The 21,956-nt window shown below is 72.2% G+C and carries 25 protein-coding genes and 1 pseudogene; 14 read left to right on the top strand and 12 right to left on the bottom strand.

Features of this window, described 5'->3' with window-relative positions:
• Nucleotides 1-107: 107 nt before the first annotated feature.
• From ACZ597_RS29310 to ACZ597_RS29300, 3 genes are all read left to right on the top strand, one after another.
• Entirely contained in the window at nt 108-1,232 is a 1,125-nt protein-coding gene (locus ACZ597_RS29310; RefSeq protein WP_471336219.1) for an LLM class flavin-dependent oxidoreductase, read from the top strand.
• A 631-nt stretch (nt 1,233-1,863) separates the two neighbouring features.
• On the top strand, nt 1,864-3,600 hold the full coding sequence (locus ACZ597_RS29305; protein ID WP_471336216.1) for an N-acyl-D-amino-acid deacylase family protein: 1,737 nt from the start codon (nt 1,864-1,866) through the stop codon (nt 3,598-3,600).
• Nucleotides 3,597-5,054, top strand: coding sequence for an aldehyde dehydrogenase family protein (locus ACZ597_RS29300; protein WP_471336213.1), 1,458 nt, complete (start codon nt 3,597-3,599; stop codon nt 5,052-5,054). Before ACZ597_RS29305 ends, ACZ597_RS29300 begins: the two co-directional genes overlap by 4 nt.
• Before the next feature lie 48 nt (nt 5,055-5,102).
• Here ACZ597_RS29300 and ACZ597_RS29295 read toward each other — a convergent pair whose 3' ends face one another.
• Nucleotides 5,103-6,140: a hypothetical protein gene (locus tag ACZ597_RS29295; protein WP_471336211.1), complete on the bottom strand. Its 1,038-nt coding sequence runs from the start codon at nt 6,138-6,140 to the stop codon at nt 5,103-5,105.
• 354 nt (nt 6,141-6,494) lie between these two features.
• Between ACZ597_RS29295 and ACZ597_RS29290 the strand changes: the two genes are divergently transcribed.
• Both ACZ597_RS29290 and ACZ597_RS29285 read left to right on the top strand, forming a co-directional pair.
• A complete protein-coding gene (locus ACZ597_RS29290) occupies nt 6,495-8,084 on the top strand; it encodes an APC family permease (protein ID WP_471336208.1) in 1,590 nt (529 codons plus the stop codon).
• A 169-nt stretch (nt 8,085-8,253) separates the two neighbouring features.
• Nucleotides 8,254-8,556: a hypothetical protein gene (locus ACZ597_RS29285; RefSeq protein ID WP_471336205.1), complete on the top strand. Its 303-nt coding sequence runs from the start codon at nt 8,254-8,256 to the stop codon at nt 8,554-8,556.
• 13 nt (nt 8,557-8,569) lie between these two features.
• Here ACZ597_RS29285 and ACZ597_RS29280 read toward each other — a convergent pair whose 3' ends face one another.
• Both ACZ597_RS29280 and ACZ597_RS29275 read right to left on the bottom strand, forming a co-directional pair.
• A complete protein-coding gene (locus tag ACZ597_RS29280) occupies nt 8,570-8,995 on the bottom strand; it encodes a nitroreductase family deazaflavin-dependent oxidoreductase (RefSeq protein WP_471336202.1) in 426 nt (141 codons plus the stop codon).
• The gene (locus tag ACZ597_RS29275; protein ID WP_471336199.1) at nt 8,992-9,654 is read right to left on the bottom strand and encodes an NAD(P)-dependent oxidoreductase; all 663 of its coding nucleotides are present in this window, start codon (nt 9,652-9,654) and stop codon (nt 8,992-8,994) included. Before ACZ597_RS29275 ends, ACZ597_RS29280 begins: the two co-directional genes overlap by 4 nt.
• A 59-nt stretch (nt 9,655-9,713) precedes the next feature.
• Here ACZ597_RS29275 and ACZ597_RS29270 point away from each other — a divergent pair, with 59 nt between their 5' ends.
• Nucleotides 9,714-10,112, top strand: coding sequence for a winged helix-turn-helix transcriptional regulator (locus tag ACZ597_RS29270; RefSeq protein ID WP_471336196.1), 399 nt, complete (start codon nt 9,714-9,716; stop codon nt 10,110-10,112).
• Here the strand turns inward: ACZ597_RS29270 and ACZ597_RS29265 are convergent.
• A complete protein-coding gene (locus ACZ597_RS29265) occupies nt 10,076-10,474 on the bottom strand; it encodes a VOC family protein (RefSeq protein WP_471336194.1) in 399 nt (132 codons plus the stop codon). The genes ACZ597_RS29270 and ACZ597_RS29265 overlap by 37 nt on opposite strands.
• A gap of 154 nt (nt 10,475-10,628) precedes the next feature.
• Here ACZ597_RS29265 and ACZ597_RS29260 point away from each other — a divergent pair, with 154 nt between their 5' ends.
• Nucleotides 10,629-11,120, top strand: a complete 492-nt coding sequence (locus ACZ597_RS29260) for a GNAT family N-acetyltransferase (protein WP_471336191.1) — start codon at nt 10,629-10,631, stop codon at nt 11,118-11,120.
• Here the strand turns inward: ACZ597_RS29260 and ACZ597_RS29255 are convergent.
• The 3 genes from ACZ597_RS29255 to ACZ597_RS29245 all read right to left on the bottom strand — a co-directional run bounded on the left by ACZ597_RS29255 (nt 11,117) and on the right by ACZ597_RS29245 (nt 13,024).
• Nucleotides 11,117-11,494 carry a VOC family protein gene (locus tag ACZ597_RS29255; protein WP_471336189.1) on the bottom strand — a complete coding sequence of 126 codons (378 nt, stop codon included), beginning with the start codon at nt 11,492-11,494 and terminating at the stop codon, nt 11,117-11,119. The genes ACZ597_RS29260 and ACZ597_RS29255 overlap by 4 nt on opposite strands.
• Before the next feature lie 54 nt (nt 11,495-11,548).
• On the bottom strand, nt 11,549-12,205 hold the full coding sequence (locus ACZ597_RS29250) for a dihydrofolate reductase family protein (RefSeq protein WP_471336186.1): 657 nt from the start codon (nt 12,203-12,205) through the stop codon (nt 11,549-11,551).
• A gap of 96 nt (nt 12,206-12,301) precedes the next feature.
• Nucleotides 12,302-13,024 carry a GbsR/MarR family transcriptional regulator gene (locus ACZ597_RS29245; protein WP_471336183.1) on the bottom strand — a complete coding sequence of 241 codons (723 nt, stop codon included), beginning with the start codon at nt 13,022-13,024 and terminating at the stop codon, nt 12,302-12,304.
• A 253-nt stretch (nt 13,025-13,277) separates the two neighbouring features.
• Here ACZ597_RS29245 and ACZ597_RS29240 point away from each other — a divergent pair, with 253 nt between their 5' ends.
• From ACZ597_RS29240 to ACZ597_RS29230, 3 genes are read left to right on the top strand one after another with little or no spacing between them, the layout of a single operon-like run.
• Nucleotides 13,278-13,943 (top strand): DUF4097 family beta strand repeat-containing protein, encoded by a 666-nt coding sequence (locus ACZ597_RS29240; RefSeq protein ID WP_471336180.1) that lies wholly within the window; start codon nt 13,278-13,280, stop codon nt 13,941-13,943.
• A gap of 56 nt (nt 13,944-13,999) precedes the next feature.
• Nucleotides 14,000-15,085 (top strand): serine hydrolase domain-containing protein, encoded by a 1,086-nt coding sequence (locus tag ACZ597_RS29235; protein ID WP_471336177.1) that lies wholly within the window; start codon nt 14,000-14,002, stop codon nt 15,083-15,085.
• A gap of 53 nt (nt 15,086-15,138) precedes the next feature.
• The gene (locus ACZ597_RS29230; protein WP_427708631.1) at nt 15,139-15,477 is read left to right on the top strand and encodes a hypothetical protein; all 339 of its coding nucleotides are present in this window, start codon (nt 15,139-15,141) and stop codon (nt 15,475-15,477) included.
• Here the strand turns inward: ACZ597_RS29230 and ACZ597_RS29225 are convergent.
• Both ACZ597_RS29225 and ACZ597_RS29220 read right to left on the bottom strand, forming a co-directional pair.
• The gene (locus ACZ597_RS29225) at nt 15,474-15,716 is read right to left on the bottom strand and encodes a DUF397 domain-containing protein (RefSeq protein ID WP_471336173.1); all 243 of its coding nucleotides are present in this window, start codon (nt 15,714-15,716) and stop codon (nt 15,474-15,476) included. The genes ACZ597_RS29230 and ACZ597_RS29225 overlap by 4 nt on opposite strands.
• Nucleotides 15,713-16,552 (bottom strand): helix-turn-helix domain-containing protein, encoded by an 840-nt coding sequence (locus ACZ597_RS29220; RefSeq protein ID WP_471336170.1) that lies wholly within the window; start codon nt 16,550-16,552, stop codon nt 15,713-15,715. The genes ACZ597_RS29225 and ACZ597_RS29220 overlap by 4 nt, the downstream gene beginning before the upstream one ends.
• Before the next feature lie 128 nt (nt 16,553-16,680).
• Between ACZ597_RS29220 and ACZ597_RS29215 the strand changes: the two genes are divergently transcribed.
• From ACZ597_RS29215 to ACZ597_RS29205, 3 genes are all read left to right on the top strand, one after another.
• Nucleotides 16,681-17,106, top strand: a complete 426-nt coding sequence (locus tag ACZ597_RS29215; RefSeq protein ID WP_471336167.1) for an ATP-binding protein — start codon at nt 16,681-16,683, stop codon at nt 17,104-17,106.
• Nucleotides 17,107-17,170: 64 nt separating this feature from the next.
• Nucleotides 17,171-18,454, top strand: a complete 1,284-nt coding sequence (locus ACZ597_RS29210) for a DUF4241 domain-containing protein (protein ID WP_471336164.1) — start codon at nt 17,171-17,173, stop codon at nt 18,452-18,454.
• Nucleotides 18,447-19,655, top strand: coding sequence for a DUF4241 domain-containing protein (locus ACZ597_RS29205; protein ID WP_471336161.1), 1,209 nt, complete (start codon nt 18,447-18,449; stop codon nt 19,653-19,655). Before ACZ597_RS29210 ends, ACZ597_RS29205 begins: the two co-directional genes overlap by 8 nt.
• 31 nt (nt 19,656-19,686) lie before the next feature.
• Here ACZ597_RS29205 and ACZ597_RS29200 read toward each other — a convergent pair.
• Nucleotides 19,687-19,818: pseudogene (locus tag ACZ597_RS29200) on the bottom strand (VOC family protein); the annotation flags it as partial.
• A 38-nt stretch (nt 19,819-19,856) separates the two neighbouring features.
• Nucleotides 19,857-20,267, bottom strand: coding sequence for a VOC family protein (locus ACZ597_RS29195; protein ID WP_471336158.1), 411 nt, complete (start codon nt 20,265-20,267; stop codon nt 19,857-19,859).
• A gap of 110 nt (nt 20,268-20,377) precedes the next feature.
• Between ACZ597_RS29195 and ACZ597_RS29190 the strand changes: the two genes are divergently transcribed.
• Entirely contained in the window at nt 20,378-21,283 is a 906-nt protein-coding gene (locus ACZ597_RS29190; protein WP_471336155.1) for a sigma-70 family RNA polymerase sigma factor, read from the top strand.
• 121 nt (nt 21,284-21,404) lie between these two features.
• On the opposite strand, the gene ACZ597_RS29185 is transcribed toward ACZ597_RS29190, so the two are convergent.
• Entirely contained in the window at nt 21,405-21,863 is a 459-nt protein-coding gene (locus ACZ597_RS29185) for a hypothetical protein (RefSeq protein WP_471336152.1), read from the bottom strand.
• Between the last annotated feature and the right edge of the window lie 93 nt (nt 21,864-21,956).

Here is a 21,956-nt window from a genome sequence, read left to right as displayed (position 1 = left end):
CGTCAGACAGAGCCGTTCGGCTCTCTTGACGGTCCCGCCCCGGCGGTGGAACAGTCGGACCCATCAAATCTGACGCAACGTCAGAAACCTAAGGACGGTGAACCCCCTTGGAATTCGGGCTCTTCGTGCAGGGATACGTGCCTGAGGCGCGGTCCAAGGTCGACCCCGAGGCGGAGCACAAGGCGCTGCTCGAGGAGACCCAGTACGTCATCCAGGCCGACAAGTCCGGCTTCAAGTACGCCTGGGCCTCCGAGCACCACTTCCTGGAGGAGTACTCCCACCTCTCCGCCAACGAGGTCTTCCTCGGCTACCTCGCCGCCGCCACCGAGCGCATCCACCTCGGCTCCGGCATCTTCAACCCGCTCGCCCCGGTCAACCACCCGGTGAAGGTGGCCGAGAAGGTCACCATGCTCGACCACCTCTCCAAGGGCCGATTCGAGTTCGGCACCGGCCGCGGCGCCGGCAGCCACGAGATCCTCGGCTTCATGCCCGGCATCACGGACATGAACCACACCAAGGAGATCTGGGAGGAGACCATCGCGGAATTCCCCAAGATGTTCCTCCAGGAGGAGTACGAGGGCTTCCAGGGCAAGCACTGGTCGCTCCCGCCGCGCAAGATCTTCCCCAAGCCGTACGGCAAGGCCCACCCGGCCATGTGGTACGCCGCCGGCTCGCCCTCCTCGTACGCCATGGCGGCGAAGAAGGGCCTGGGCGTGCTGGGCTTCAGCGTCCAGAAGGTCTCCGACATGGAGTGGGTCCTGGAGCAGTACAAGACGGCCATCCAGGAGGCGAAGGCGATAGGCGCCTTCGTGAACGACAACGTGATGGTCACCTCGACGGCGATCTGCGCGGAGACGCACGAGAAGGCGGTGGAGATCGCGGTCAACGCGAACATGAACCGCTTCCAGTCGCTGGTGTTCCGCTACCACGACACCTTCCCGCGGCCGGAAGCGATCCCGCAGTGGCCCGAGACCCTGCCGGAGTACAACGCGGAGATCATCGAGCTGCTCATCGCGGAGGAGCTGCTGATCTGCGGCGACCCGTCGGAGGTCCGGGCCCAGTGCAAGAGGTGGGAGCAGGCGGGGGCGGACCAGCTGTCCTTCGGACTGCCGACCGGCGTCTCGTACGAGGACACGATGACGACGGTCAAGCTGATCGGCGAGCACGTCATCCCGCACATCGACACCGACCCGGTCCACCGCACGACCCGCTTCCGCCAGGCCGTTTCCTGACGGGCCGCCGCCGGCGCCGCTCGCACGGCTCGGCCCCGGAGGGCCTCCCCGGCTTCGCGCCGCTGCGCCGGACTCCGGCCGTCGGACGTGGGGCGGGGGCGGTGCCCGTGCCCGTGGCCGGGGCCGGTGGGTGCGTGCGGGTGGGTGGGCCGCTGCGCGGGGCTCGCCCCTCCCCGCCCTTCACCTGTTCTCGCCCTCAGTCGCCGGGCGCGGCTCAAGACACGGCGCTACCGCGCCCGCGCCTCGAACGCCGGCGAGGCTGAAATCAGCCCCGCCGGCTCCATCCAGCCCCGCCGGCGTTTGAGGCGCTGGGGGCACCTCCCAGCGGTAGCTGGGGGAGGGTCTGGGGGCGGAGCCCCCAGGGGGTCCGGGGCGCAGCCCCGGGGAACGGTGGAAGGGCGGGTGGGGGACAGCCCCGCAGGGCCGACGCCCCGCACCGCACGGCACGGCACCGCCCCGCCCAGGGAGGGGCAGGGGGACACCCGGCGCGGGACACGCAACACGCCCGGCCAGGGCAACGGCGCGGGACACGCAACCCGCCCGGCCAGGGCAACGGCGCGGGACACGGAACACGCCCGGCCAGGGCAACGGCAACGGCAAAGACCACGGAACCACCCAGGAGGGGACCGTCATGCTCGACCACCTCATCCGCGGAGCGACCGTCGTCGACGGCACCGGCGCCCCCGCGTACCCCGCGGACATCGGCATCAAGGACGGCCGCATCGCCCTCATCGCCGAGCCCGGCACGAAGGCGGAGGCGGTGACCACCGAGGACGCCACCGGCCTCGTCCTCACCCCCGGGTTCATCGACCCGCACACCCACTACGACGCCCAGCTCTTCTGGGACCCCTACGCCACCCCCTCCATGAACCACGGCGTCACCACCGTCGCCGGCGGCAACTGCGGGTTCACCCTCGCGCCCCTCAACCCCGCCCGCCCCGAGGACGCCGACTACACCCGCCGCATGATGAGCAAGGTCGAGGGCATGGCCCTCGCCGCCCTCGAAGAGGGCGTCGACTGGTCCTGGTCCACCTTCGGAGAGTACCTCGACGCCCTCGAAGGCCGCATCGCGGTCAACGCCGGCTTCATGGTCGGCCACTGCGCCCTGCGCCGGCACGTCATGGGCGAGGACGCCGTCGGCGGGCGGCCCACCCCCGGCCAGCTGGAGCAGATGGTGGCGCTCCTCCACGACGCCATGGCCGCCGGCGCCTGGGGGCTGTCCACCACCCAGTCCTCCACCCACTCCGACGGCGCCGGCGCCCCCGTCGCCTCCCGGCACGCGGAACCCGCGGAACTCCTCGCGCTCTCCCGCGCCGTCGGCGAACACGAGGGCACCCAGCTCGAAGCCATCGTCGCCGGCTGCCTCGACCAGTTCTCCGACGACGAGATAGACCTCTTCGTCGAGATGAGCGCCGCCGCCGGCCGGCCCCTCAACTGGAACGTCCTCACCATCGACGCCGCCGTCCCCGAACGCGTTCCGCGCCAGCTCGTCCCCAGCGAGCGCGCCCGCGAGTCCGGCGGCCGGATCGTCGCGCTGACCATGCCGATCCTCACCCCCATGAACATGTCCCTCGGCACGTTCTGCGCCCTCAACCTCATCCCCGGCTGGGGCGAGGTCCTCGCGCTGCCCGTCCCCGAACGCATCGCGAAGCTCCGCGAGCCCGATGTACGCGCCGAGATGCTGCGCCGCGCCGACAGCAAGGAGGCCGGCGTCTTCCGGCGGCTCGCGAACTTCGGGCGGTACGTCATCGGCGACACGTACAGCAAGGAGAACGAGGGGCTCAGCGGACGCGTCGTCGGCGACATCGCCGCCGAGCGCGGCCAGGACGCCTTCCAGTGCCTCGTGGAGATCTGCGCCAACGACGAGCTGCGCACCGTCCTGTGGCCCATGCCCACCGACAACGACCCCGCCACCTGGGCGCTGCGCGCCGAGACCTGGCAGCACGAGGACGTCATGCTCGGCGGCTCCGACGCCGGCGCGCACCTGGACCGGATGTGCGGGGCCCCGTACACGACCCGGTTCCTGGGCGACTGCCTGCGCGGCCGCAAGCTCGTGCCGCTGGAGCAGGCGGTACGGATGCTCACCGACGACCCGGCCCGGCTGTTCGGGCTGCGCGAGCGCGGCCGGATCGCCGAGGGGTTCCACGCCGACCTGGTCCTCTTCGACCCCGAGCGCATCGACGCGGGCCCGGCGACCCTCGTCCACGACCTGCCCGGCGACAGCCCCCGGCTGGACGCGCGGGGGATCGGAGTGGTGTCCGTACGCGTCAACGGCGTGGAGACCATCCGCGACGACGAGGTGACCGGCGCGGTCCCGGGGACCGTGCTCCGCTCCGGCCGCGACACGAGGACGGTGAGCACCCGATGACACGCCTCTACATCGGCGGCGAGTGGGTCGAGCCCGACGGCGGCCACTACGAGGTGGTCAACCCGGCCGACGAGTCCGTCGTCGGCCTGGCCCCCGAGGCCTCCCGCGCCCAGGTCGAGGAGGCGGCCCGCGCCGCCGCCGAGGCCTTCGGTACGTGGTCCCGTACGGCCCCCGAGGAGCGCGCGGCCATCCTCGACCGGGCCGCGGACGTCATCCAGCGGGAGTTCGAGCCGTGGGCGGCCCTCGCGCAGGCGGAGACGGGCGCGCCGACGGGCATCGCGCGCGGCATGCAGGTCGGCGTCGGCGTGTCCCGGTTCCGGCGGTACGCGAAGGGCGCCCTGGAGCCGGTGGAGAAGGGGCTCCCGCCGCAGGTCACCGAGGCCGGCCCGATGGGGAAGGCGTCCGTGCTGGGCGCGCTGGAGGTGCGCCAGCCGGTCGGGGTGGTCGCCTGCGTCACCTCGTACAACAACCCGTGGGCGAACCCGGCCGGCAAGGTCGCCCCGGCGCTGGCCATGGGCAACACGGTGGTGGTGAAACCGGCCCCGCAGGACCCGCTGTCGGTGTTCCGCATGGCCGAGGCGCTGCACGAGGCGGGGGTCCCGGCGGGCGTGGTGAACGTCGTCTCGGGTGCCTCGGTGGAGGTCGGCGAGGCGGCCGTGGACTCCCCGTACGTGGACATGGTCTCCTTCACCGGCTCGACGGGCGTCGGGCAGCGGATCGCCGAGGTGTGCGGGCGGACCATGAAGCGGCAGCTGATGGAGCTGGGCGGCAAGGGCGCGGCGATCGTCCTGGAGGACGCCGACCTGGACGCGGCGGTGATGGGGATCGGCACCACCTTCTCCTTCTACAGCGGTCAGATCTGCACCGCGCCCACCCGGGTGATCGTCCACCGGTCGGTGTACGAACCGCTGGTGGAGAAGCTGCGGGGCTACCTGGCCTTCATGAAGGTCGGCGACCCGGGGGAGCGGGGCACGGTGGTCGGCCCGGTGATCTCGGCCGCGCACCGCGACCGGGTGGAGTCGTACGTGGAGCTGGGCCGCAAGGAGGGCGCGCGGATCGCGTACGGCGGCGAGCGCCCGGTGGTCGGCGACGGCCGCGGCTTCTACGTGGCGCCGACGCTGCTGGTGGACTGCACGAACGACATGCGGGTGGTGCGGGAGGAGATCTTCGGCCCGGTGGTGGTCGTGGTCCCGTTCGACGGGGACGAGGAGGAGGCCGTCCGGCTGGCGAACGACAGCGACTTCGGGCTGATCAGCTACGTGTGGTCCGGGGACGCCGCCCGCGCCTTCCGGGTGGCGCGCCGGCTGCGCTCGGGCGGGGTCGGGGTCAACACGGTCGGCCGGAACATGGAGGCCCCGTTCGGCGGGTTCAAGCGTTCGGGGGTCGGGCGGGACGTCGGCTCGTACGCGCTGCACGCGTACAGCGAGGTGCAGTCGGTGGTCTGGACTACGTGAAGGAGGGGAGGGTCCCGGGGCGGTCCGCCCCGGGACCCTCCCCTCCTTCTACCTCTGCTGCGGCCAGGCGTAGCCGAGGGAGTCGGCCAGCTTCCGGCTCCCGCCGGTCACCCTGGCGTAGGTCTTCGGGTCGGCGGTCTCCAGGCGCGCCACGGCCGCTTCGGCCTGTACCTCGGGCGGCCGGCCGTCGTCGGGGAGCTGCCATTCGAACATCAGGCTCGGGGCCGGTTCCTCTCCCGGTGCCGGCGGGGTGGCCGGGGCGGGCCGGTGGCCGTAGTCGAGGAGGTCGGCGCGTGCGTTGTGGCGGTCGGCCATGCCGTGCAGCAGCAGCCCGGCGGTCGTGGTCAGGGCGGGGTCGTCGGGGTGTGCGCGCAGGAGGCCGTCGAGGCGGGCGGCCTCGGCGATCCGGCGGGACAGCCAGCGGGTGGTGGCGGCCCAGTCCGGTGCGGTGACGAGGGCGACGAGTGCGTCCCGTACGGCCCGGTCGTCGCCGGACCCGGGGGCGGCGGCCGCGTCGATCAGCGGGGTCAGTGTCCGGTCGCGGCCGAGATGGGCCAGGTGCAGCAGGGCGGCCGCCTGCCGGTCGAGGGGGTCGAGCGCGGCCGCGGCGGGGCCGCCCAGTCCGCGCAGCAGTCCGAGGGCCTTGAGGCAGGGCACGTCCTCGGGTTCTCCGAGGCGGATCAGGAGTGCGACGCCGACGCCGACGGCGGCGAGGCTGGTGCCGGTCCGGGTCAGCCGGCGGGCGGTGGCCCGGGCGGCGGCCTCGTCGGCCAGCGGCATCCGGGTGGCCACCGCGAGGACGGTCCGGTCCGGCAGCGGGAGCCGGCCGGCGGCGTCGTGGACGGCCTCCGCGGCCCGGACAGGGTCCGGATCGGCCAGCGGGCCGGCGAGGGCGGCGGTGACTTCCTCCCGCGCCCGGTTCCAGCCGGGGCGGGGCCGGGAGGGCGGTGGGCCGGGCGGGCCTTCGGGGACCGGGTAGCCGCCGCGCGGGATGCCGTCGGCGGGTTCGACGCCCCGGCGGAACAGGGCGTAGTCGTACAGGGAGGCTCCGGGGGTGAGCGGCGTCCGCTCGTCGCGGGCGCTCACCGGGCGGGGTGGGACTCGATTCCGTAGGTCATGCCGGGAGCCTGCCAGGAGTGGTCACGGGCCGTCCAGGGGTTTTCACGGGGCGCAGTCGTTTGGGGGCCCGGGGTGGGTTCCGGGGGCTTCGAAAATTGGCGCGGGAAAGTTTTGAAACGGACATATGGGGCAGTCCTGCGGTTTCCGCATTCCGGAACGTTCGTCTCGATGCCTCGTGAACCGTGGATAGGTGCCCGAGTGAACCTTGTATTGCGAGTTCGTGAACGCATTCGATCTTCGTAATCCAAGGAATTTAGCCTTGTGGATTACTGGACTTAAGTCTTCCGGATCAGGAAACCGCAGCATCTACCGTCCTGTCCCATGACACAGCTGGACACGCGGCCTCGGGTCGGAGACACGGTAAGCGGCGTCGCCGAGGGCGGCGCCGGGAACGGGGCCGGCAACGGGGCCGACGTCCGGGGCAAGGGCCTCGGCAAGGGCTCCGTCGGCCTGATGGGCAGCGCCGTCATCGGCATCTCCACCGTCGCCCCCGTCTACTGCCTGACCTCCACCCTCGGCTCCACCGCCGGCGAGGTCGGCGTCCGGATGCCGGCGGTCTTCCTGGCCGGCTTCCTCCCGATGCTCCTGGTGGCCTTCGCCTACCGCGAGCTCAACAAGGCCATGCCGGACTGCGGTACCTCGTTCACCTGGACCGTCAAGGCCTTCGGCCCGCGGATCGGCTGGATGTGCGGCTGGGGCCTGGTGATCGCCACGATCATCGTGCTCTCCAACCTCGCGGGCGTCGCCACCTCCTACTTCTGGCTTCTGGCCGGCGAGATCACGGGCAAGCCGTCGATCGCCGCCCTCGACGACAACAAGCTCGTCCACATCGCCACCTGCCTGACGCTGATCGCCGTCGCGACCGCCATCAGCTACCGCGGCATGACCGCCACCAAGGGCGTCCAGTACACCCTGGTCGGCCTCCAGCTCGTCGTCCTCGCCGTCTTCGTCGCCATGGCCCTCCAGAAGGCCTCCGCCGGAACCTTCGACACCGGCCTGGACTTCTCCTGGCAGTGGATGAACCCCTTCGCGGTCGAGTCCATGGGCGCCTTCACCGCCGGACTCTCCCTCTCGATCTTCATGTACTGGGGCTGGGACGCCTGTCTGGCCAGCAACGAGGAGACCACCGGCTCCGCCAAGACCCCCGGCCGCGCCTCCCTCATCGCCATGGTCGTCCTGGTCGGCTCCTACCTGGCCACCGGCATCGCCGCCCAGATGGCCGTGGGCTCCGGCGGCGAGGGCCTCGGCCTCGGCAACGAAGAGACCTCCGGCAACGTCTTCGCCGCCCTCGCCGGCCCCGTCATGGGCCCCGCCCTCGGCATCCTGCTCTTCGTCGCGGTCCTCGCCTCCGCCGCCGCCTCCCTGCAAACCACCTTCATCCCGGTGGCGCGCACCGTGCTGGCCATGTCCACCTACGAGGCCCTGCCGCCCTCCTACGCCAAGGTCCACCCGAAGTTCAAGACCCCCGGCCGCGCCACCGTCATGGCGGGCATCGCGACCGGCGCCTTCTACACGGTGATGACCCTGGTCAGCGAGAACGTCCTCACCGACACGATCTTCGCGCTCGGCCTGATGATCTGCTTCTACTACTCGCTGACCGCCTTCGCCTGCGCCTGGTACTTCCGCGGCGACCTGCGCCGCTCCGCGCGCGACCTGTTCTTCAAGGGCGTCTTCCCGGTCCTGGGCGGCCTGCTGCTCGCCGCGGTCTTCTTCAAGACCCTGATGGACGCCTGGGACCCCTCCTACGGGTCCGGGTCCGACGTCCTCGGCGTCGGCAGCGTCTTCGTCATCGGGGTCGGCCTGCTCGCCCTGGGCCTGGTCGTCATGTTCGTCACCGAACGCCGCAGCCCCGCCTTCTTCCGCGGCGAGGTCCTGACGAAGTCCACCCCGGCGCTGGTGGTGGAGGACTGACCGCCTGACCCCCTCCCCCCCCCGCCGTCTTCCCGCCGTGTCATGGCCCGCGGCCCCGGATCGATCCCCCGATCCGGGGCCGCCGGTGTACGCGGACCCGGGTCATCCGATGCGCGGAACGGCGGCGGCGGGCGGTGACCCGGGGGTGCGGGGGGTCGTTGGGCGGGGCATGAAGGCAATGAAGCGCACCCTCACCGCCCTCGCCCTCACCGGCGGAGCCGCACTCGCACTCACCCCCCTCGCCCACGCCGCCGACGGGGGCGAGGGGGCCACCCTCGCGGGACAGCCGCCGGTCAAGCGCGTCGTCGGCATCGTCGACCACCCCGGCCAGGCCGTGCAGGACACCCGGACCGCCGTCGCCATCACCGGCGCGGCCGTCGGCAGCGCGGCCAACTCCACCAACAGCTCCCTCGGGGGCGCCGGCAGCGCCCTGGACGCCGGGGTCCCGGACGCGCCGAAGATCAAGGGGTAGCCCGGCGGCTCCCTCAGCCGGCCGGGGTGACCAGGACCAGCGGGATCTCCCGGGACGTGGCGTCGCGGTAGGCCGCGTACGAGGGCATCGCGGCCACCACCGTCGGCCACAGCCGCTCCGCCTCCGCCGGGCTCGCGCGACGGGCGAGCGCCGGGAAGGCCTCGGCGCCGACCTGGAGCGTCACGGCCGGATCGGCGGTCAGGTTCAGGTACCAGGCGGGGTGGCGGTCACCGCCCGCGTTCGACGCCGTCAGGACGTACGCCTCCCCGTCGCGTACGTACGCCAGCGCCGTCCGGCGCAGCACGCCCGAGCGGCGCCCCCGCGTGGTCAGCAGCAGGTCGCTGATCCCGGGGCGGGGGCGGCCCGCGGTCTCCTCGAAACGCCGGATGTGGTCGGCGACCCAGGGGTTGGGGCTGTCGGTGACCGGCTCGGCGGTCATGCGGCCACCGCTTCGGCGACGCCCGAGTGGACCGCGTGCAGGGTCGGTGCCGTGGCCTCGTCGAGGACGGCCTCGGCGAAGCCGGCCGGGGTGATCCGGGCGTCGGCGCCGGCCGGGGCGTACGCGTATCCGCCGTGCGCGGTGCCGTCGTGGTCGAAGTCCCCGGCCGGCGACAGCACCGCCCAGTCCAGGGCCTCCGGCGCGGCGGCCCGCAGCGCCTCGGTGCCGGCGCCGTGGGCGACGTAGAACTCCCGCCACTCCTGCGGGTACCCGGGGGTGTCCATCAGCGGGGTCCCGTCCGCCGTGGGCAGTACGGAGGCCAGCCCGACGGAAACCAGCCGCCGCACCCCCGCCCCCGGCAGCCCCGCCGCCATCGCCCGCGCCACGGCCGGGAAGAACTCCCCGGGTGCCGCCTGGGCGTCGTACACCGACACCACCGCCGCGTCGTGCCCCGCCGCGAGCCGCGCCACGTCCGCCGCCGAGGTCACCTCGCCGTCGGCCCGCCCCACCGCCGTCACCTCGACCCCGCGCGCCCGCGCCGCCGCGACCACGGCCCGGCCGACGCGGCCGGTGGCGCCGAAGACGATCAGGCGGGTGGGGGCGGCGGCGCGCTCGCCGGCGGTCCGGGTCTCGGTCTGGTTCTCGTTCGCGTTCGTCATGGCTGCGAGCGTAGGGAAAGGGGTGGTTACCGATCGGATACCGGCCTACCGTGGCGATCATGACGCAGCCGCCCCTGGACCCCGAGATGTTCGACCCCGTCTGCCCCTCGACGCTGGTGCCGTTCCGCGTCGGTGACAAGTGGGCCCCGCTGATCCTGCGCTGCCTGGAAGGCGGCCCGCGCCGCTTCTCGGAGCTCAAGGTCCCCCTGCGGGGGATCACCGCCAAGTCCCTGACGCAGTCCCTGCGCGGGCTGGAGCGCGACGGCTTCGTCGTGCGCGAGGAACCCGGCGGCTACGCCCTCACCGTGCTCGGCCACGGCCTGCTGGGGCCGCTGGACGCGGCGTGCGAGTGGACGCGGGAGCACTGGGACGAGCTCATCGACGCCCGGGAAGCGGGGCTGACGGCCCGGGCGTCAGACGTTCAGCCCCAGGTGCGGGAGCACAGCACGAGCCGGTAGCCGTCGGGGTCGGCGACCGTGACGCCGTACTCGTCCCAGTACGGGTTGTGCGAGGCGACCCGGGTCCCGCCGCAGTCGACGAGCCGGCGCACGAGCTCCTCGTCGGGGGTCTCCCCGAGGTAGACGACGAACAGGTCGTCCACGGTGGGGGAGGGCTCGATCGGGTTGTCGGGGTCGAGCGTCAGCTCGAAGTGCCACCCGCCCCCGGCGGGCCCGACCATGAGCAGGTCGTGCTCCCCGGGCGTGCGCTCGGTGCTCCGCCACACGACGTCGAGCCCGAGCCCGTCGACGTAGAACCGCTCGGCGGCCCTCAAGTCCCGGGAGGGACGGGCGACACGGACGTGGGTCTGTGAGTTGATCATGCGGGGAGCGTAGGGCCCTTGCGCGGGACACCCGGCGGCGGGGTGCGCACGCGGCCTCGCGGCCCGGACCCGCCCTCTCCCCCTCGACCCCGTGAGGAGGGCCCGCTGGGACTCCGCCCCCCGGCCTCCCGGGGCCCCGCGCATAATCGGGTGGGTGATCAAGCCTGAGACCCTGCGCACCGACCGGCTCGACCTGCTTCCGCTGCGGGTCGAGGACGCCGAGGAGATGGCCGTCGTGCTGGGCGATCCCGCCCTGCACTCCTTCATCGGCGGTGAGCCCGAGACCGTCGAGGAGCTGCGCGCCCGTTACGTGCGGTGGGCCGCCGGGTCGCCGGATCCGGCCGTCTCCTGGTGCAACTGGGTGGTGCGGCTGCGTGCGGAGGGGTGCCTCGTCGGCACCGTTCAGGCCACGGTCGGCGGCGGCACCGCCGAGGTGTCCTGGGTGGTGGGGACCCGCTGGCAGGGCCGGGGCATCGCCGCCGAGGCTGCCAGGGGGCTCGTCGCCTGGTTGCGGGAGCAGCGGGCGGGGACGGTCGTCGCGCACGTCCACCCCGACCACGGGGCGTCGGCCGCCGTCGCCGCCGCAGCCGGCCTCGCCCCCACCGACCGGCGGCAGGACGGAGAGGTCCGGTGGGAGCGGGTTTAGGCCGCGGCCCGCTCGGCGGCGCTGCGTTCCACGCAGAACTCGTTGCCCGCCGGGTCCGCCATGGTCACCCAGCCCGTGCCGTCCGGGTTGCGGTGGTCGCCGACCACGGTGGCGCCGAGGGCGGTCAGGCGTTCCACCTCCTCGTCGCGGGTGCGGTCCTGCGGCTGGAGGTCCAGGTGGAGCCGGTTCTTCACCGTCTTGCCCTCGGGCACCCGGATGAAGAGCAGCCCGGCGCCCACGGTCTCGACCAGCACCTCGGGGTCGCCGGGGTGGTCGTCGTCGCCGAGCTTGCCGTCCAGGGCGGCGATCCAGAACTGCGCCAGGGTGTAGGGGTCGGAGCAGTCGAAGGTCACGTGTCGTACGAGAGATGCCATGGCGGCACTATCGATCAGGCTCCGGCCCCTGTCCATCACATATGCGCGCGGACGTCACCTCCGCCAGAACAGGTGGTGGACCACGTCGCCGCCCGGGCTGGGGACGACGTCCAGGTGGAAGCGGTCGAGCAGTTCGTCCGGCGACTTCCACAGCCGAGACCCGGATCCGATCTCCACCCCGGGGGAGACCGCCACGTGGAGGGTGTCGACCAGGTCGGCGTCGAGGAACTCCCGGACCGTGGTGGCCCCGCCGCCGAGGCGTACGTCCTTGCCCCGCGCAGCCTCCTTCGCCCGTGCGAGGACGGTGGCCGGGTCGGCGTCGACGAAGTGGCAGGTGGTGTCGGAGAGGGCGAAGGACGGCCGCTCGTGGTGGGTCATCACGAACACCGGAGTGTGGAAGGGGGGTTCGTCGCCCCACCAGCCCTGCCACTCGTGGTCCTGCCAGGGGCCGCGCTGGGGGCCGAACTTGTTGCGGCCCATGATCTCGGCGCCGATGTTGTTCCGGAAGTCCCGGGTGAGGTAGTCGTCGAGGCCGCGGCTGCCGCCGGGGTCGGTGCGGTTCGGCCAGCTGGCGGTGGCGCCGGCCCAGGCGAACATGGTCCCGGGGTCGGCGTCACCGAAGGGCCGTTCCAGGCTCTGGTTCTCGCCGGCGCCGAATCCGTCCCGCGAGACGTTGAAGTTCTGCACTCTCAGCAGTTGCTGCCGCGCCATGGGTCTGTCTCCTCCGTTGTACGGACGAGGACTGAGACTGCACGCGTCGGCGGAACTCGTCGCCCGCCGACACGCTGATTCCCGGACCCCGGATCCCTACGGGGTCTGTTCCGGCTTCGTGTGGAGGATCTCGCGGGCCTGGTCGGCGGCGCGGACGATGCTCTCGGAGACGAAGTCGACGAAGCGGCCGATGTTCTCCAGGCGGGTGGCGGCGGGGGTGTTGCGGCCGAGGACGTTGACGCCCTTGCGGGCGGTCTCCGCGAGCAGGGCCGTGGAGCGGGCGCTGGCCATCATCGACTCGTACCAGACGTCGTCGTCGACGATGTAGCGCTCGCGGCGGCGTTCGTCGCGTTCACGGCGGATGAGGCCCTGGCCTTCGAGCAGTGCGACCGCCTTGGAGATGGACCCCGGGCTGACCTGGAGGCGCTGGACGAGTTCGGACGCGGTGAGGGTGCCGGAGTCGGCTATGTAGAGGGCGACCAGGACGTTGGCCGTCATCTTGGGCAGCCCCGACTGGATCAGGACGGTCGCGAACATCTCCTCGTACTCGCGGACCGCCTCCGGGTCGCGGCCGTGGGCCGGCGCGGGCGCCTGGGAGCCCCGGGGCGCGGCCTGCTTGCGGCGGTGGGTGCGGTGTTCGGTCGCCCGCTGGGCGAGGTCGGCGCGGTAGCCGGCGGGGCCGCCGTTGCGCATGACCTCACGGGTGACCGTCGAGGTGGGGCGGTCGAGGCGCCTGGCGATCTCCGCGTAGGCGAGGCCGTCGGCCACCCCCAGTGCGATCTGCTGGCGTTCCTGCGGGGTGAGCCTGCCTCCCGGCATGTGGGGTCTCCTTCGCGCTGCTTTTCGTGCTTCCTGATGGCGTCTCTGGCGCCAGCGTAGCGTTCAAATCCAATCTGTTGCAACGAAAGCATAGCTGTCGTTGCGTTAGATTTAGGCGTGGTGCAACGATCTTGCGGCTGTGACCTGCGGCGATGGCAATTCTTCGCAACGGAGTCGTTGCTCGCTCTGTGAACGCGACGTAGCGTTCAGGTCGTTGGAAACAGCGAGCAACGAACTCGAAGGAAAAGAAACCATGCAGAACTTCGCCACCACCGCCGCGATCGCCGCCATCCTCGACGTCCCCGCCGGGAACATCCGCTTCATCGCCACCGACCGCGCCGACACCACCGTCGAGATCCTCCCCGCCGACGCCGGCAAGAGCCGCGACGTGAAGGCCGCCGAGGAGACCACCGTTGAGCTCCAGGCCGGCGTCCTGCGCGTCAACACCCCGCAGAAGAACGAGGCGTTCGGCGCCTCCGGCTCCGTCCGGGTCACCGTCCAGCTGCCCGCCGGCTCCAGCGTCGAGGCGAAGACGGCGTCGGCCGAGTTCACCACCACCGGCCGCCTGGGCGACGTGTCCCTGGAGAGCGCGCACGGCACCGTCAAGCTCGACGAGGCCGCCCGCCTCCGCCTCGCCCTCGCCGCCGGCGACATCACGGTCGGCCGCCTGACCGGCTCCGCCGAGATCCGCACCCAGAAGGGGAACCTGACGATCGCCGAGGCCACCGGCGGCACCCTCACCCTGCGCACCGAGCACGGCGACATCACCGTCGGCGCCGCCCGAGGCGTCTGCGCCGCCCTCGACGCCGGCACCTCCTACGGCCGCATCAACAACGCCCTCCAGAACACCGGCGAGGGCAACGCCCTCACCATCCACGCCACCACCGCCTACGGCGACATCACCGCCCGCACCGTCTGAGCCCCCGCCCGCCCCGCACCGAACCCCACGCCCAACACCCCGAGGAGCACACCACCATGTCCGTCAACACGCCGAACGACCGCCCGCAGCTCCAGAACGCCGTGGAGGAGATCGCCGCATCCGGCAACTGGGCCGGAGTGCAGGTGCGGGTGAACGGCCCGAGCGGCGAACGGGTCGCCGCCGCCGGCATACGCAAGCTCGGCGAAACCGCCGCACCGCAGACCGACGGCCACTTCCGGATCGGCAGCAACACCAAGACCTTCACCGCGACCCTCGTCCTCCAGCTGGTCGCCGACGGCCTGCTCGCCCTGGACGGCCCGGTCGACGACCACCTCCCCGAGTACGGGCTCGACCGCCGGATCACCGTCCGGATGCTGCTCCAGCACACCAGCGGCCTCTTCAACCACACCGGCGAGTACTACGAGGACGGCACCACGGCCGCGGGCATCGACTGGCAGGGCCAGGAGTGGGTGGACAAGCTCTCCCACACCTACGAGCCCGAGGAGCTCGTCCGCTTCTCCCTCTCCAAGCCGGCCCGCTTCGAGCCGGGGACGGACTGGAGCTACGCCAACACCAACTACGTCGTCCTGCGCCTCCTGGTCGAGAAGGTCGCCGGCCGCCCCTTCGCCGAGGAGATGCAGGATCGTCTCCTGACCCCGCTGGGCCTGACCGGCACCATCGTCCCGGGCGCCTCGACCGACATCCCCGAGCCGCACGCCCACGGCTACTACACGTACCAGGACGGCGAGGAGTGGAAGACCGTCGACGTCACTCACGCCAACCCCTCCTGGATCTCCGCCGCCGGCGACATGATCTCCACCACCCGGGACCTGCACACCTTCTTCTCCGCCCTGATGAGCGGCAGGATCCTGCCCGCCCCGCTGCTCGACGAGATGCGCAGCCCCCACACGAAGTTCGCCTACGGCCTCGGCCTGATCGTCGAGGACACCGAGTACGGCACGCTCTACACCCACAACGGCGGCTTCTGGGGCTGGGGCGCCCTGATGTACAGCTCGCCCGACGGAAAGACGACGCTGACCGCCTCGCTCACCACCGGCGACGCGCGGCTCGACTTCGCGAAGACGGCCGAGGGCTTCGCGGCGACCCAGAAGGCGCTGCTCGCCGCGGCGTTCGGCGCCTGAGCGCCGGGAAAAGCAGGTGCGGCGGCCCTCAGGGGCCGCCTAGCTTGATCCGGATGAGCAGCGACTATCCATTCGCGGACGGGTACAACCTCGTCTGGGACCTGACCGGATTCGGTGACGCGGACGAAGAGATAGTCGAGTCCGTGTCCCTCACCCGGGACCAGTTCCTCAAGATCCGGCACCTCTTCGTGCTGGGCGACGACCCCTGGATGGTGAGCGGCGAGTACCGCGTGGCGCCGAGCATCTGGGCGCACGTACGCGGCGCCGTGCCGGGTGTCCGGTTCCAGCGCGATGCCGACTACTTCCTCGGCGCCCGTCAGGCCCTGCCTGACGGGCGCTTCTGGCGTCCGGCCCCGGGCGTGGCGGCACCGGGACCGATCCCGCCGCCCTAGCGGGTGACCCCGCCGAGGAACGCGGTCCAGGTGGCGGGGCTGACCGCCATTTCCGGGCTCGCGGTGAGCTTCGAGTCCCGGACGTGGACGGTGTCGGCGCAGGCGGCGACCTCGACGCAGTCGTCGCCCTGGCTGCCGCTGTAGGTGGACTTGTGCCAGGAGAGGGCGACCTCGACGCAGCTGTCGCCCTGGCTGCTGCTGTAGCTGCTCTTGAACCAGTGGAGCTGAGGGCTGTTCACAGGGAGCCTCGCAATCGCATCAACAGGCCCGCAGTGTCTGCGGGATTGAGGGCCTGGATGCGAAGTTTCGCATACTGCTGGTGGAGGTCGCTTACGGCCTTCGGGTCGGAGATGACCTGGCCATACTTCTGGCCTTCGCTGTAGCCCAACCACTCGTGCTCGTGCGATTCGAGGAGCTGAAAGGGGCCGTCGGTGCCAGCGTGTTCCGGACTGACCGTCGGCATGAGCTGGATGTCTACGTTGGGCATCTGAGCACATCGCAGCATGTGGTCGATGAGGTTGCGCGTCACCTCGGAGCCGCCCGTCTGGCGCTCGATGACTGTCTGCTCGATGATGAAGCTGAAACTGGCATACGGGACGCGTGTCAGCACCTTCTGCCGTTCCAGACGCAGGGTGATGCGGTCTTCCGCATCCTGCGACGTCAGCATGGGCGGGACGTTCTCGATCTGCGTCCGCGCGTAGGCCTCGGTCTGCAACAGCCCCGGAATCGACCTGCACTCGTACGTATTGAGCGCGACCGCCGTCTCCTCCAGCTCCGCCCACCGCCGGAACCACGAGGCCAGCCCCCGCCTCCGTGTCATCTGCTTCGCAGCGATCTGGATGACCCCGAAGGTGTTCAGTACCTCCTCCGCCTTGTTCACGAACTTGGCGGACGGATGTCGGCGGCCCTGCTCCACGGACGCCACGTACTGCACCGAGTAGCCGACCCGTGGCCCGAACTGCTCCTGGGTCAGAGCGGCGCGTTTGCGGGACGCCTTCAGCATGTCCCCGAAGTTCTTCAGGTCGGGATCGGGTTCCACCTGCTTGTCACCGTCGCCGCCGTCGCCAGCCGTCATCACGGTCACCTCCCGATTACTCATGCTCACGGTCGGTGACTGCGCTTGTCCAGTCACTGGACTACTACAGTTCAACAGTAGTAGTCGACGTGCTGGGAACTCCCCTGCCCACACGGGACGTTCTAGCCATGACCGCACCCTCCGGCCACCCCAAGGCCTTCGTACGCGTGTTCACTCAGCGTTTCAGCTGCACCCCCCGCGGCGCCCGCCTCGCCCGGCAGCTGGCCCTCGTCTCGCTGCACGACTGGGGTGTCCCCGAGGGGACGCGGCTCTCCGCCGACGCCGGGCTCCTCGTCGCGGAGCTCGCCTCCAACGCCGTCACCCACGGCCGCGTCATCGGGCGGGACTTCGAGCTGCGCATGACGCTGCTGGAGGGCGTGCTCCGCCTGGAGGTGTCCGACCCGCGCAGGGACCGGCGGCCCGCCGTGCGGCCCCACGCGTACCAGGCGGAGTCCGGGTACGGGCTGCGCATCGTCGACGCCCTCGCGGCCGACTGGGGGGTGATGGACCGGATCATCGGCAAGACCGTCTGGGCGGAGCTGGCGGCCCGGTAGGGCCGTTGTCGCCGGTGGCGGCTACCTTGCAGCTCGGCACGAACGCGAGGAACAGGGAGCCGTCATGGTCGTCGAGGTGGGGTACGCGCGGGCGTGGGACCCGGAGGCCCGCGCGGCCTGGCGGCCCCTGTCCGCCGGAGAGGCCCGGGAGCGGGACGCGGCCGGGCTGCCGTACGTGGTGGTGTACCGGACGGCGGGCCGGGAGGCGCCGCTGGAGGTCCGGCTCGTCTCCTGGCGGGACCACCACGTCGGGCTGTGGGTGTACGACGACCGGGGCCGCCGCACCCACGACCTGGACCTGCGCCTGCTGGACGACCCGACGCTGCTGCTGCGCCGGTACAGCGTGGGCTGGAACTACACCGGCCCGGAGATGGCGGAGTTCGACCCTGAGTGCCCGCGCGTCACGGTGGACCTCTTCCCGGACGGGAGGGGTCGGCGGACGGAGAAGACCGCGGGCGGGGGCTCGTACTCCACCACCCCGAGGCTCCGCGAGGACGAGCGCTGGATGGTCCGCCCCGCCTTCGGCGAGTGGCCGCTGCTCTCGGCTGAGATGCACGGGTTCGCGGAGCCGCCCGTCTTCGAGGCGGCCGAGGTCTTCGACGGCGGCCACGGTGACGCCCCCGCCACCTGCTGGCAGCCGCCGCGTCCCGCGCAGCCCGGCCCGGTCGGACAGCTGTTCCGGCCGGGGGTGCGGGTCACCGACGGGTACCACCCCGAGCAGACGGTCGTGGAGCCGCGTCGGGTCGGCACCGTACGGGTGCCCAGTGGGCTGCTGGCCGTGTCCGGCATGTTCACCAGCCACGACAACGGGCCGCACGTCACGGTCCCTGTCCCGCCCGGGGAGTACGTACTCGACGAGGCACGGGTCCGTTACGCCTACCACTGCGAGTGGCGCGACGCCCAGGTCGAGACCACGGACCCCACCGCCGTCCGCCTGCTCGTCGGCGAGACCCCCGCCGACTCCTGGGAGATGGCCCTCGGGGCGGACGACGACCTCCGGCTGTTCATCGAGGACCAGGTGGCCGGCTTCTCCACCGACGGGGCGACGGGCTGCTTCGCCGACGCCGGGGCCTTCGAGCCGCTCGTGGCGCTCTACGAGCGGGGGCTGATCAAGGGGGAGCGGGACCTCGACGGGTACGAGGACCTCGCCGACGGTTCCATGTTCGTGCAGCGCACCTGGGACACCGTCACCGGCGGCGAGCTGATGGCCTTCGCGACGACCGGGGACGGTACCTACCCCGTCTGGCTGGGACGTTCCCAGGACGGCGAGCTGGTCAGCGTCGTGGTGCTCATCGAGGGGATGCCCGAGATCCTCTCCGAGCGGGACGGGGCCACCGCCGGTGTCTGAGGCGACGTACGTGACCTACGAGGAGTCCTGGCACGCGGCGTCCCGTACCGGCGGGCGCGAGCTCTCCGCCGAGGAGGCGCGGGCCCGGGACGCCGCGGGGCTGCCGTACGCGGTGGTCTACCGCGCCCCGGGCCGGGAAGTGCCGCTCGGGGTGCGGATGGTGGCGTGGCGGGCCGGATTCGTGGATGCCTGGGCGTACGACGAGCAGGGCCGCCGGACCGCCGAGGCGGAACTCCAGCTGCGGGACGACGCGGGGCGGCTGCTGGTGCGGCGGCTGTTCGTGCGGCGGTATCCGGACGCGGGGACGGCGCAGGACGCGGTGGACTGGCCCCGGACGGCGGTGGAGCTGTCCGCCGACGGTACGGCCCGGGTCTCGCACCAGCCCGGGGGGATGCGGGGCGAGTCCCTGGAGGCCGAGGTGGAGGTGGTCGACGGGGACCTGTGGACGGTGCGGCCGGGCTTCGACGACTGGCCGGGGCTGCCCGTCGCGGACTCGCTGCCGGACTGGGCCGGCGCGCTGCTGGACTCGGAAGCGGCCGACTGGCGGCGGGAGCCCTCGCGGCTGCGCGGGAGGGTCGACTTCGACCGGGTGTTCCGGCCGGGGACGGAGATACCCGGGCTGAAGGTCCTCGACCCGGTGCCGTGCGGGAGCGTGCGCGTGCCGAGCGGGGTGCTGGCCGTGGCCTGCCCGGACACGGGGGAGGGGCTGTCCCGGATCACGGTGGACGTGCCGCCGGGCACGTACCCGGTCGAGGCGGCCTGGGTCGAGGTGGCGGAGGAGTACTGGGGGTCGTACCAGGAGGTGGCGGTCGTCCGGCTGCTGATCGGCGACGGCCCCGTGGCGGTCTGGGAGATGGCGCTCGGGCCGGGTGACGACACGTTGCGGCTCCGCGAGGGCGAGGCCTTCGGGTTCGGTACGGACGCGGCCGGCGGTGCCTTCGGCGACGCCGACGCCTGGCCGGACCTGTGCGACCTGCTGGCGCGGGCACGGGCGGGGTGGATGAGGTCCCCCGAGTACGACCGGCTCACCAACACCGCCGCGGGCATGAACCTGGACGGCGGGAGCCTCGGCGCGAACCTGGCGATGTTCTGCACGGGCGGCGACGGGGTCTACCCGGTGTGGGTGGGGCGGTCGGCGTCCGGCGAGGTCGTACGGGTGGCCGTGCAGACGGCCTTGCTGGACCTCGGGGGCGAGGACTAGTTCTCCGGCCTGCCGACCAGGCGACGGCCGGCCCGACGCTCGCCAGACGTACGCCGGCGAACTCGAAGCGGCCGGCCGCCTGGCCGGTCAGCCGCTCGTAGAAGGGGACGGCCGCTTCCAGGTCGTCAACGCGCTGTCGTGCGATCACCGACTCGATCTTCATCGGCGTGTCGGAGCACCTCGTTCGTCAGGGTCGCAGGGTCAGCCGTCGGCACGGCCCTGCCAGGCTGCGCGCTGGCGCAGCGAGATGCGGTTGCCGTCCGGATCCACTGCCTCGATGCGGACCCCGAACCCGTAGTCCTCCGGTTCGGGCTGGTCGAATGCCACACCGCGTGCGCGCAGCACCGTGAAGTCCGCGCGCAGGTCGTCCGATTCGAGGAAGACCGGACCCGGCAGGGCGTCCGGCCGCGGCTCGGCAGGCTTCCCCGGGGCCGCGGCGTGCGGCCAGAGGATGATTTCGAGCGGGTTGCCGGGGACGCCCACGGTGAGGAAGCGTCCGTCGGGACCCGGGTAGTCGACACGCTTCTCCAGGCCGAGCCGGTCCGTGTAGAAGCTCAGCGCACGCTCCTGATCGGTGACATGGAGCGTCACGTACATGATGTTCGTCAGCATGGTGTCGTCCTTCCGTCTGCTGGTCCGCGTTCCTGCGGGACCAGCGGTTACCCGGGCCGGTCCCGGCCCGTCATCACTCATGACGGAGCGGATTCGGGGAAGGTAACGAGATGTTCGAGACTGGCTCGACGGACCCAGTGGCCCAGGCGTTCGAGTCCCAGCGCGACCGGCTCAGCGCCGTCGCCCACCGGATGCTCGGGTCGCACGCCGACGCCGAGGACGTGGTCCAGGAAGCCTGGGTGAGGCTCTCCCGGCAGGACGCGGCGGCCATCGAGAACCTCGCCGGCTGGCTCACCACCGTGGTCAGCCGGATCAGCCTCGATGTCCTGCGCTCGCGCAAGGCCCGCCCCGAGTCGTCCCTGGACGAGCGTCTGCCCGAACTCGTGGTGACGCTCGACGACGCCCCCGCCCCCGACGACGACGTGGTGCTCGCCGACTCGGTCGGGCTCGCGCTCCTCGTCGTCCTCGATTCGCTGCGGCCCGGCGAGCGGCTGGCGTTCGTGCTGCACGACCTGTTCGCGGTGCCGTTCGAGGAGGTCGGCCGGATCCTCGGCAAGTCCACCGACGCCACCAAGATGCTTGCCAGCCGCGCCCGCAGGAAGGTCCGGGCGGCCGAGCGGCCGACCGGCGCGGGCCGGGAACAGCGTGAGGTGGTCTCCGCCTTCCTGGCGGCTGCTCGCGGCGGCGACTTCGAGGGTTTGCTGCGTGTGCTCGACCCCGAAGTGATTCTCACCGTCGACACCCCTGGAGGCGTGGTCGTGACCCTCGGCGCCACCAAGGTCGCCGCCGGCGCCAAGCTGGCCGCCGGCGCGGCCTCCCTGGGCCGGCCGGCACTCGTCAACGGCCGTCCCGGAGTCATCTCCTGGCGCGAGGACGGCACTCCGCTCTCGGTCCTCGCGTTCACCGTCACCGGCGGCCGGATCACCGGCATCACGGCAGTGGTCGACCCGGCCGGGCTCGCGCGGATGAACCTGCCGAACCGGCGTGAGCTGCACCGCCATGCCGCCTGCCCGTGACGCTCGATCTGCCTCCGCACGTGATCGGCCGGACGGTTCCCGGGTACGCACGGCCTGAACGCCGCCGCCCCGCCACCGGCGCGCAGGGCGGCGGTGGCGGGGCGGGGCGGGGCGAGCGGAGTTACGACTTCGGCAGCGCCGGGAGCGACGGCAGCTTGCCCGGCTCGCTCTTCTGGAAGGTGTCCTGGCCGGCGCCCTCCCACGTGACCTTCAGGGTGGTGGCGTCGACCGAGTCGACCTTGCCCTTCGAACGGGTGGCGCCCGCCGGGCACTTCAGGTCCAGGGTCGAGCCGCTGGCGGTGCCCTCGCAGGTCAGGCCGGTGGCGGCCTCGACCACGAACGCCTTCTGGCCCTTGACGGTGAGCACCACGCCCTTGCCCGGGGTCTGCATGGAGATCCAGCCGCCGTCCAGGCTGCCCGCGGCGGGGGTGGCGGCCGGGGTGGCCGCGGCCGGGGCGGAGGCGGCGGCGCTCGGCTTCTTGTCCTCGGCGGGCTTGCTGCCGCTGCCGCAGGCGGTCAGGGTGAGGACGGCCGCGACTCCGGCCACGGCGGCGACGGAGATACGCAGGTTGCTGTGCACGGGGAAGTCTCCCAGGGGCGAGTCGGTCGAAAGGTCGGTCGAAAGTCGGGTCGAACCAGCAGCCGTCCGGGCAGGCGGCGGCCACCCGCAGAC

The organism is Streptomyces sp. NPDC040718 (genome assembly GCF_055593565.1).
Note: the sequence above shows the minus strand (reverse complement) of the source record. Positions and strands in the feature narration are given on the sequence as shown.

Excerpts from the sequence above, each read along its gene's own strand:
- ACZ597_RS29215 (WP_471336167.1), top strand. The coding sequence starts at position 16,681 with ATGACCGCACCCTCCGGCCACCCCAAGGCCTTCGTACGCGTGTTCACT.
- ACZ597_RS29300 (WP_471336213.1), top strand. The coding sequence starts at position 3,597 with ATGACACGCCTCTACATCGGCGGCGAGTGGGTCGAGCCCGACGGCGGC.
- ACZ597_RS29255 (WP_471336189.1), bottom strand. The coding sequence starts at position 11,494 with ATGGCATCTCTCGTACGACACGTGACCTTCGACTGCTCCGACCCCTAC.
- ACZ597_RS29235 (WP_471336177.1), top strand. The coding sequence starts at position 14,000 with ATGTCCGTCAACACGCCGAACGACCGCCCGCAGCTCCAGAACGCCGTG.
- ACZ597_RS29210 (WP_471336164.1), top strand. The coding sequence starts at position 17,171 with ATGGTCGTCGAGGTGGGGTACGCGCGGGCGTGGGACCCGGAGGCCCGC.
- ACZ597_RS29250 (WP_471336186.1), bottom strand. The coding sequence starts at position 12,205 with ATGGCGCGGCAGCAACTGCTGAGAGTGCAGAACTTCAACGTCTCGCGG.
- ACZ597_RS29220 (WP_471336170.1), bottom strand. The coding sequence starts at position 16,552 with ATGACGGCTGGCGACGGCGGCGACGGTGACAAGCAGGTGGAACCCGAT.
- ACZ597_RS29190 (WP_471336155.1), top strand. The coding sequence starts at position 20,378 with ATGTTCGAGACTGGCTCGACGGACCCAGTGGCCCAGGCGTTCGAGTCC.
- ACZ597_RS29275 (WP_471336199.1), bottom strand. The coding sequence starts at position 9,654 with ATGACGAACGCGAACGAGAACCAGACCGAGACCCGGACCGCCGGCGAG.
- ACZ597_RS29265 (WP_471336194.1), bottom strand. The coding sequence starts at position 10,474 with ATGATCAACTCACAGACCCACGTCCGTGTCGCCCGTCCCTCCCGGGAC.
- ACZ597_RS29290 (WP_471336208.1), top strand. The coding sequence starts at position 6,495 with ATGACACAGCTGGACACGCGGCCTCGGGTCGGAGACACGGTAAGCGGC.
- ACZ597_RS29270 (WP_471336196.1), top strand. The coding sequence starts at position 9,714 with ATGACGCAGCCGCCCCTGGACCCCGAGATGTTCGACCCCGTCTGCCCC.
- ACZ597_RS29240 (WP_471336180.1), top strand. The coding sequence starts at position 13,278 with ATGCAGAACTTCGCCACCACCGCCGCGATCGCCGCCATCCTCGACGTC.
- ACZ597_RS29305 (WP_471336216.1), top strand. The coding sequence starts at position 1,864 with ATGCTCGACCACCTCATCCGCGGAGCGACCGTCGTCGACGGCACCGGC.
- ACZ597_RS29230 (WP_427708631.1), top strand. The coding sequence starts at position 15,139 with ATGAGCAGCGACTATCCATTCGCGGACGGGTACAACCTCGTCTGGGAC.
- ACZ597_RS29285 (WP_471336205.1), top strand. The coding sequence starts at position 8,254 with ATGAAGGCAATGAAGCGCACCCTCACCGCCCTCGCCCTCACCGGCGGA.
- ACZ597_RS29195 (WP_471336158.1), bottom strand. The coding sequence starts at position 20,267 with ATGCTGACGAACATCATGTACGTGACGCTCCATGTCACCGATCAGGAG.
- ACZ597_RS29245 (WP_471336183.1), bottom strand. The coding sequence starts at position 13,024 with ATGCCGGGAGGCAGGCTCACCCCGCAGGAACGCCAGCAGATCGCACTG.
- ACZ597_RS29280 (WP_471336202.1), bottom strand. The coding sequence starts at position 8,995 with ATGACCGCCGAGCCGGTCACCGACAGCCCCAACCCCTGGGTCGCCGAC.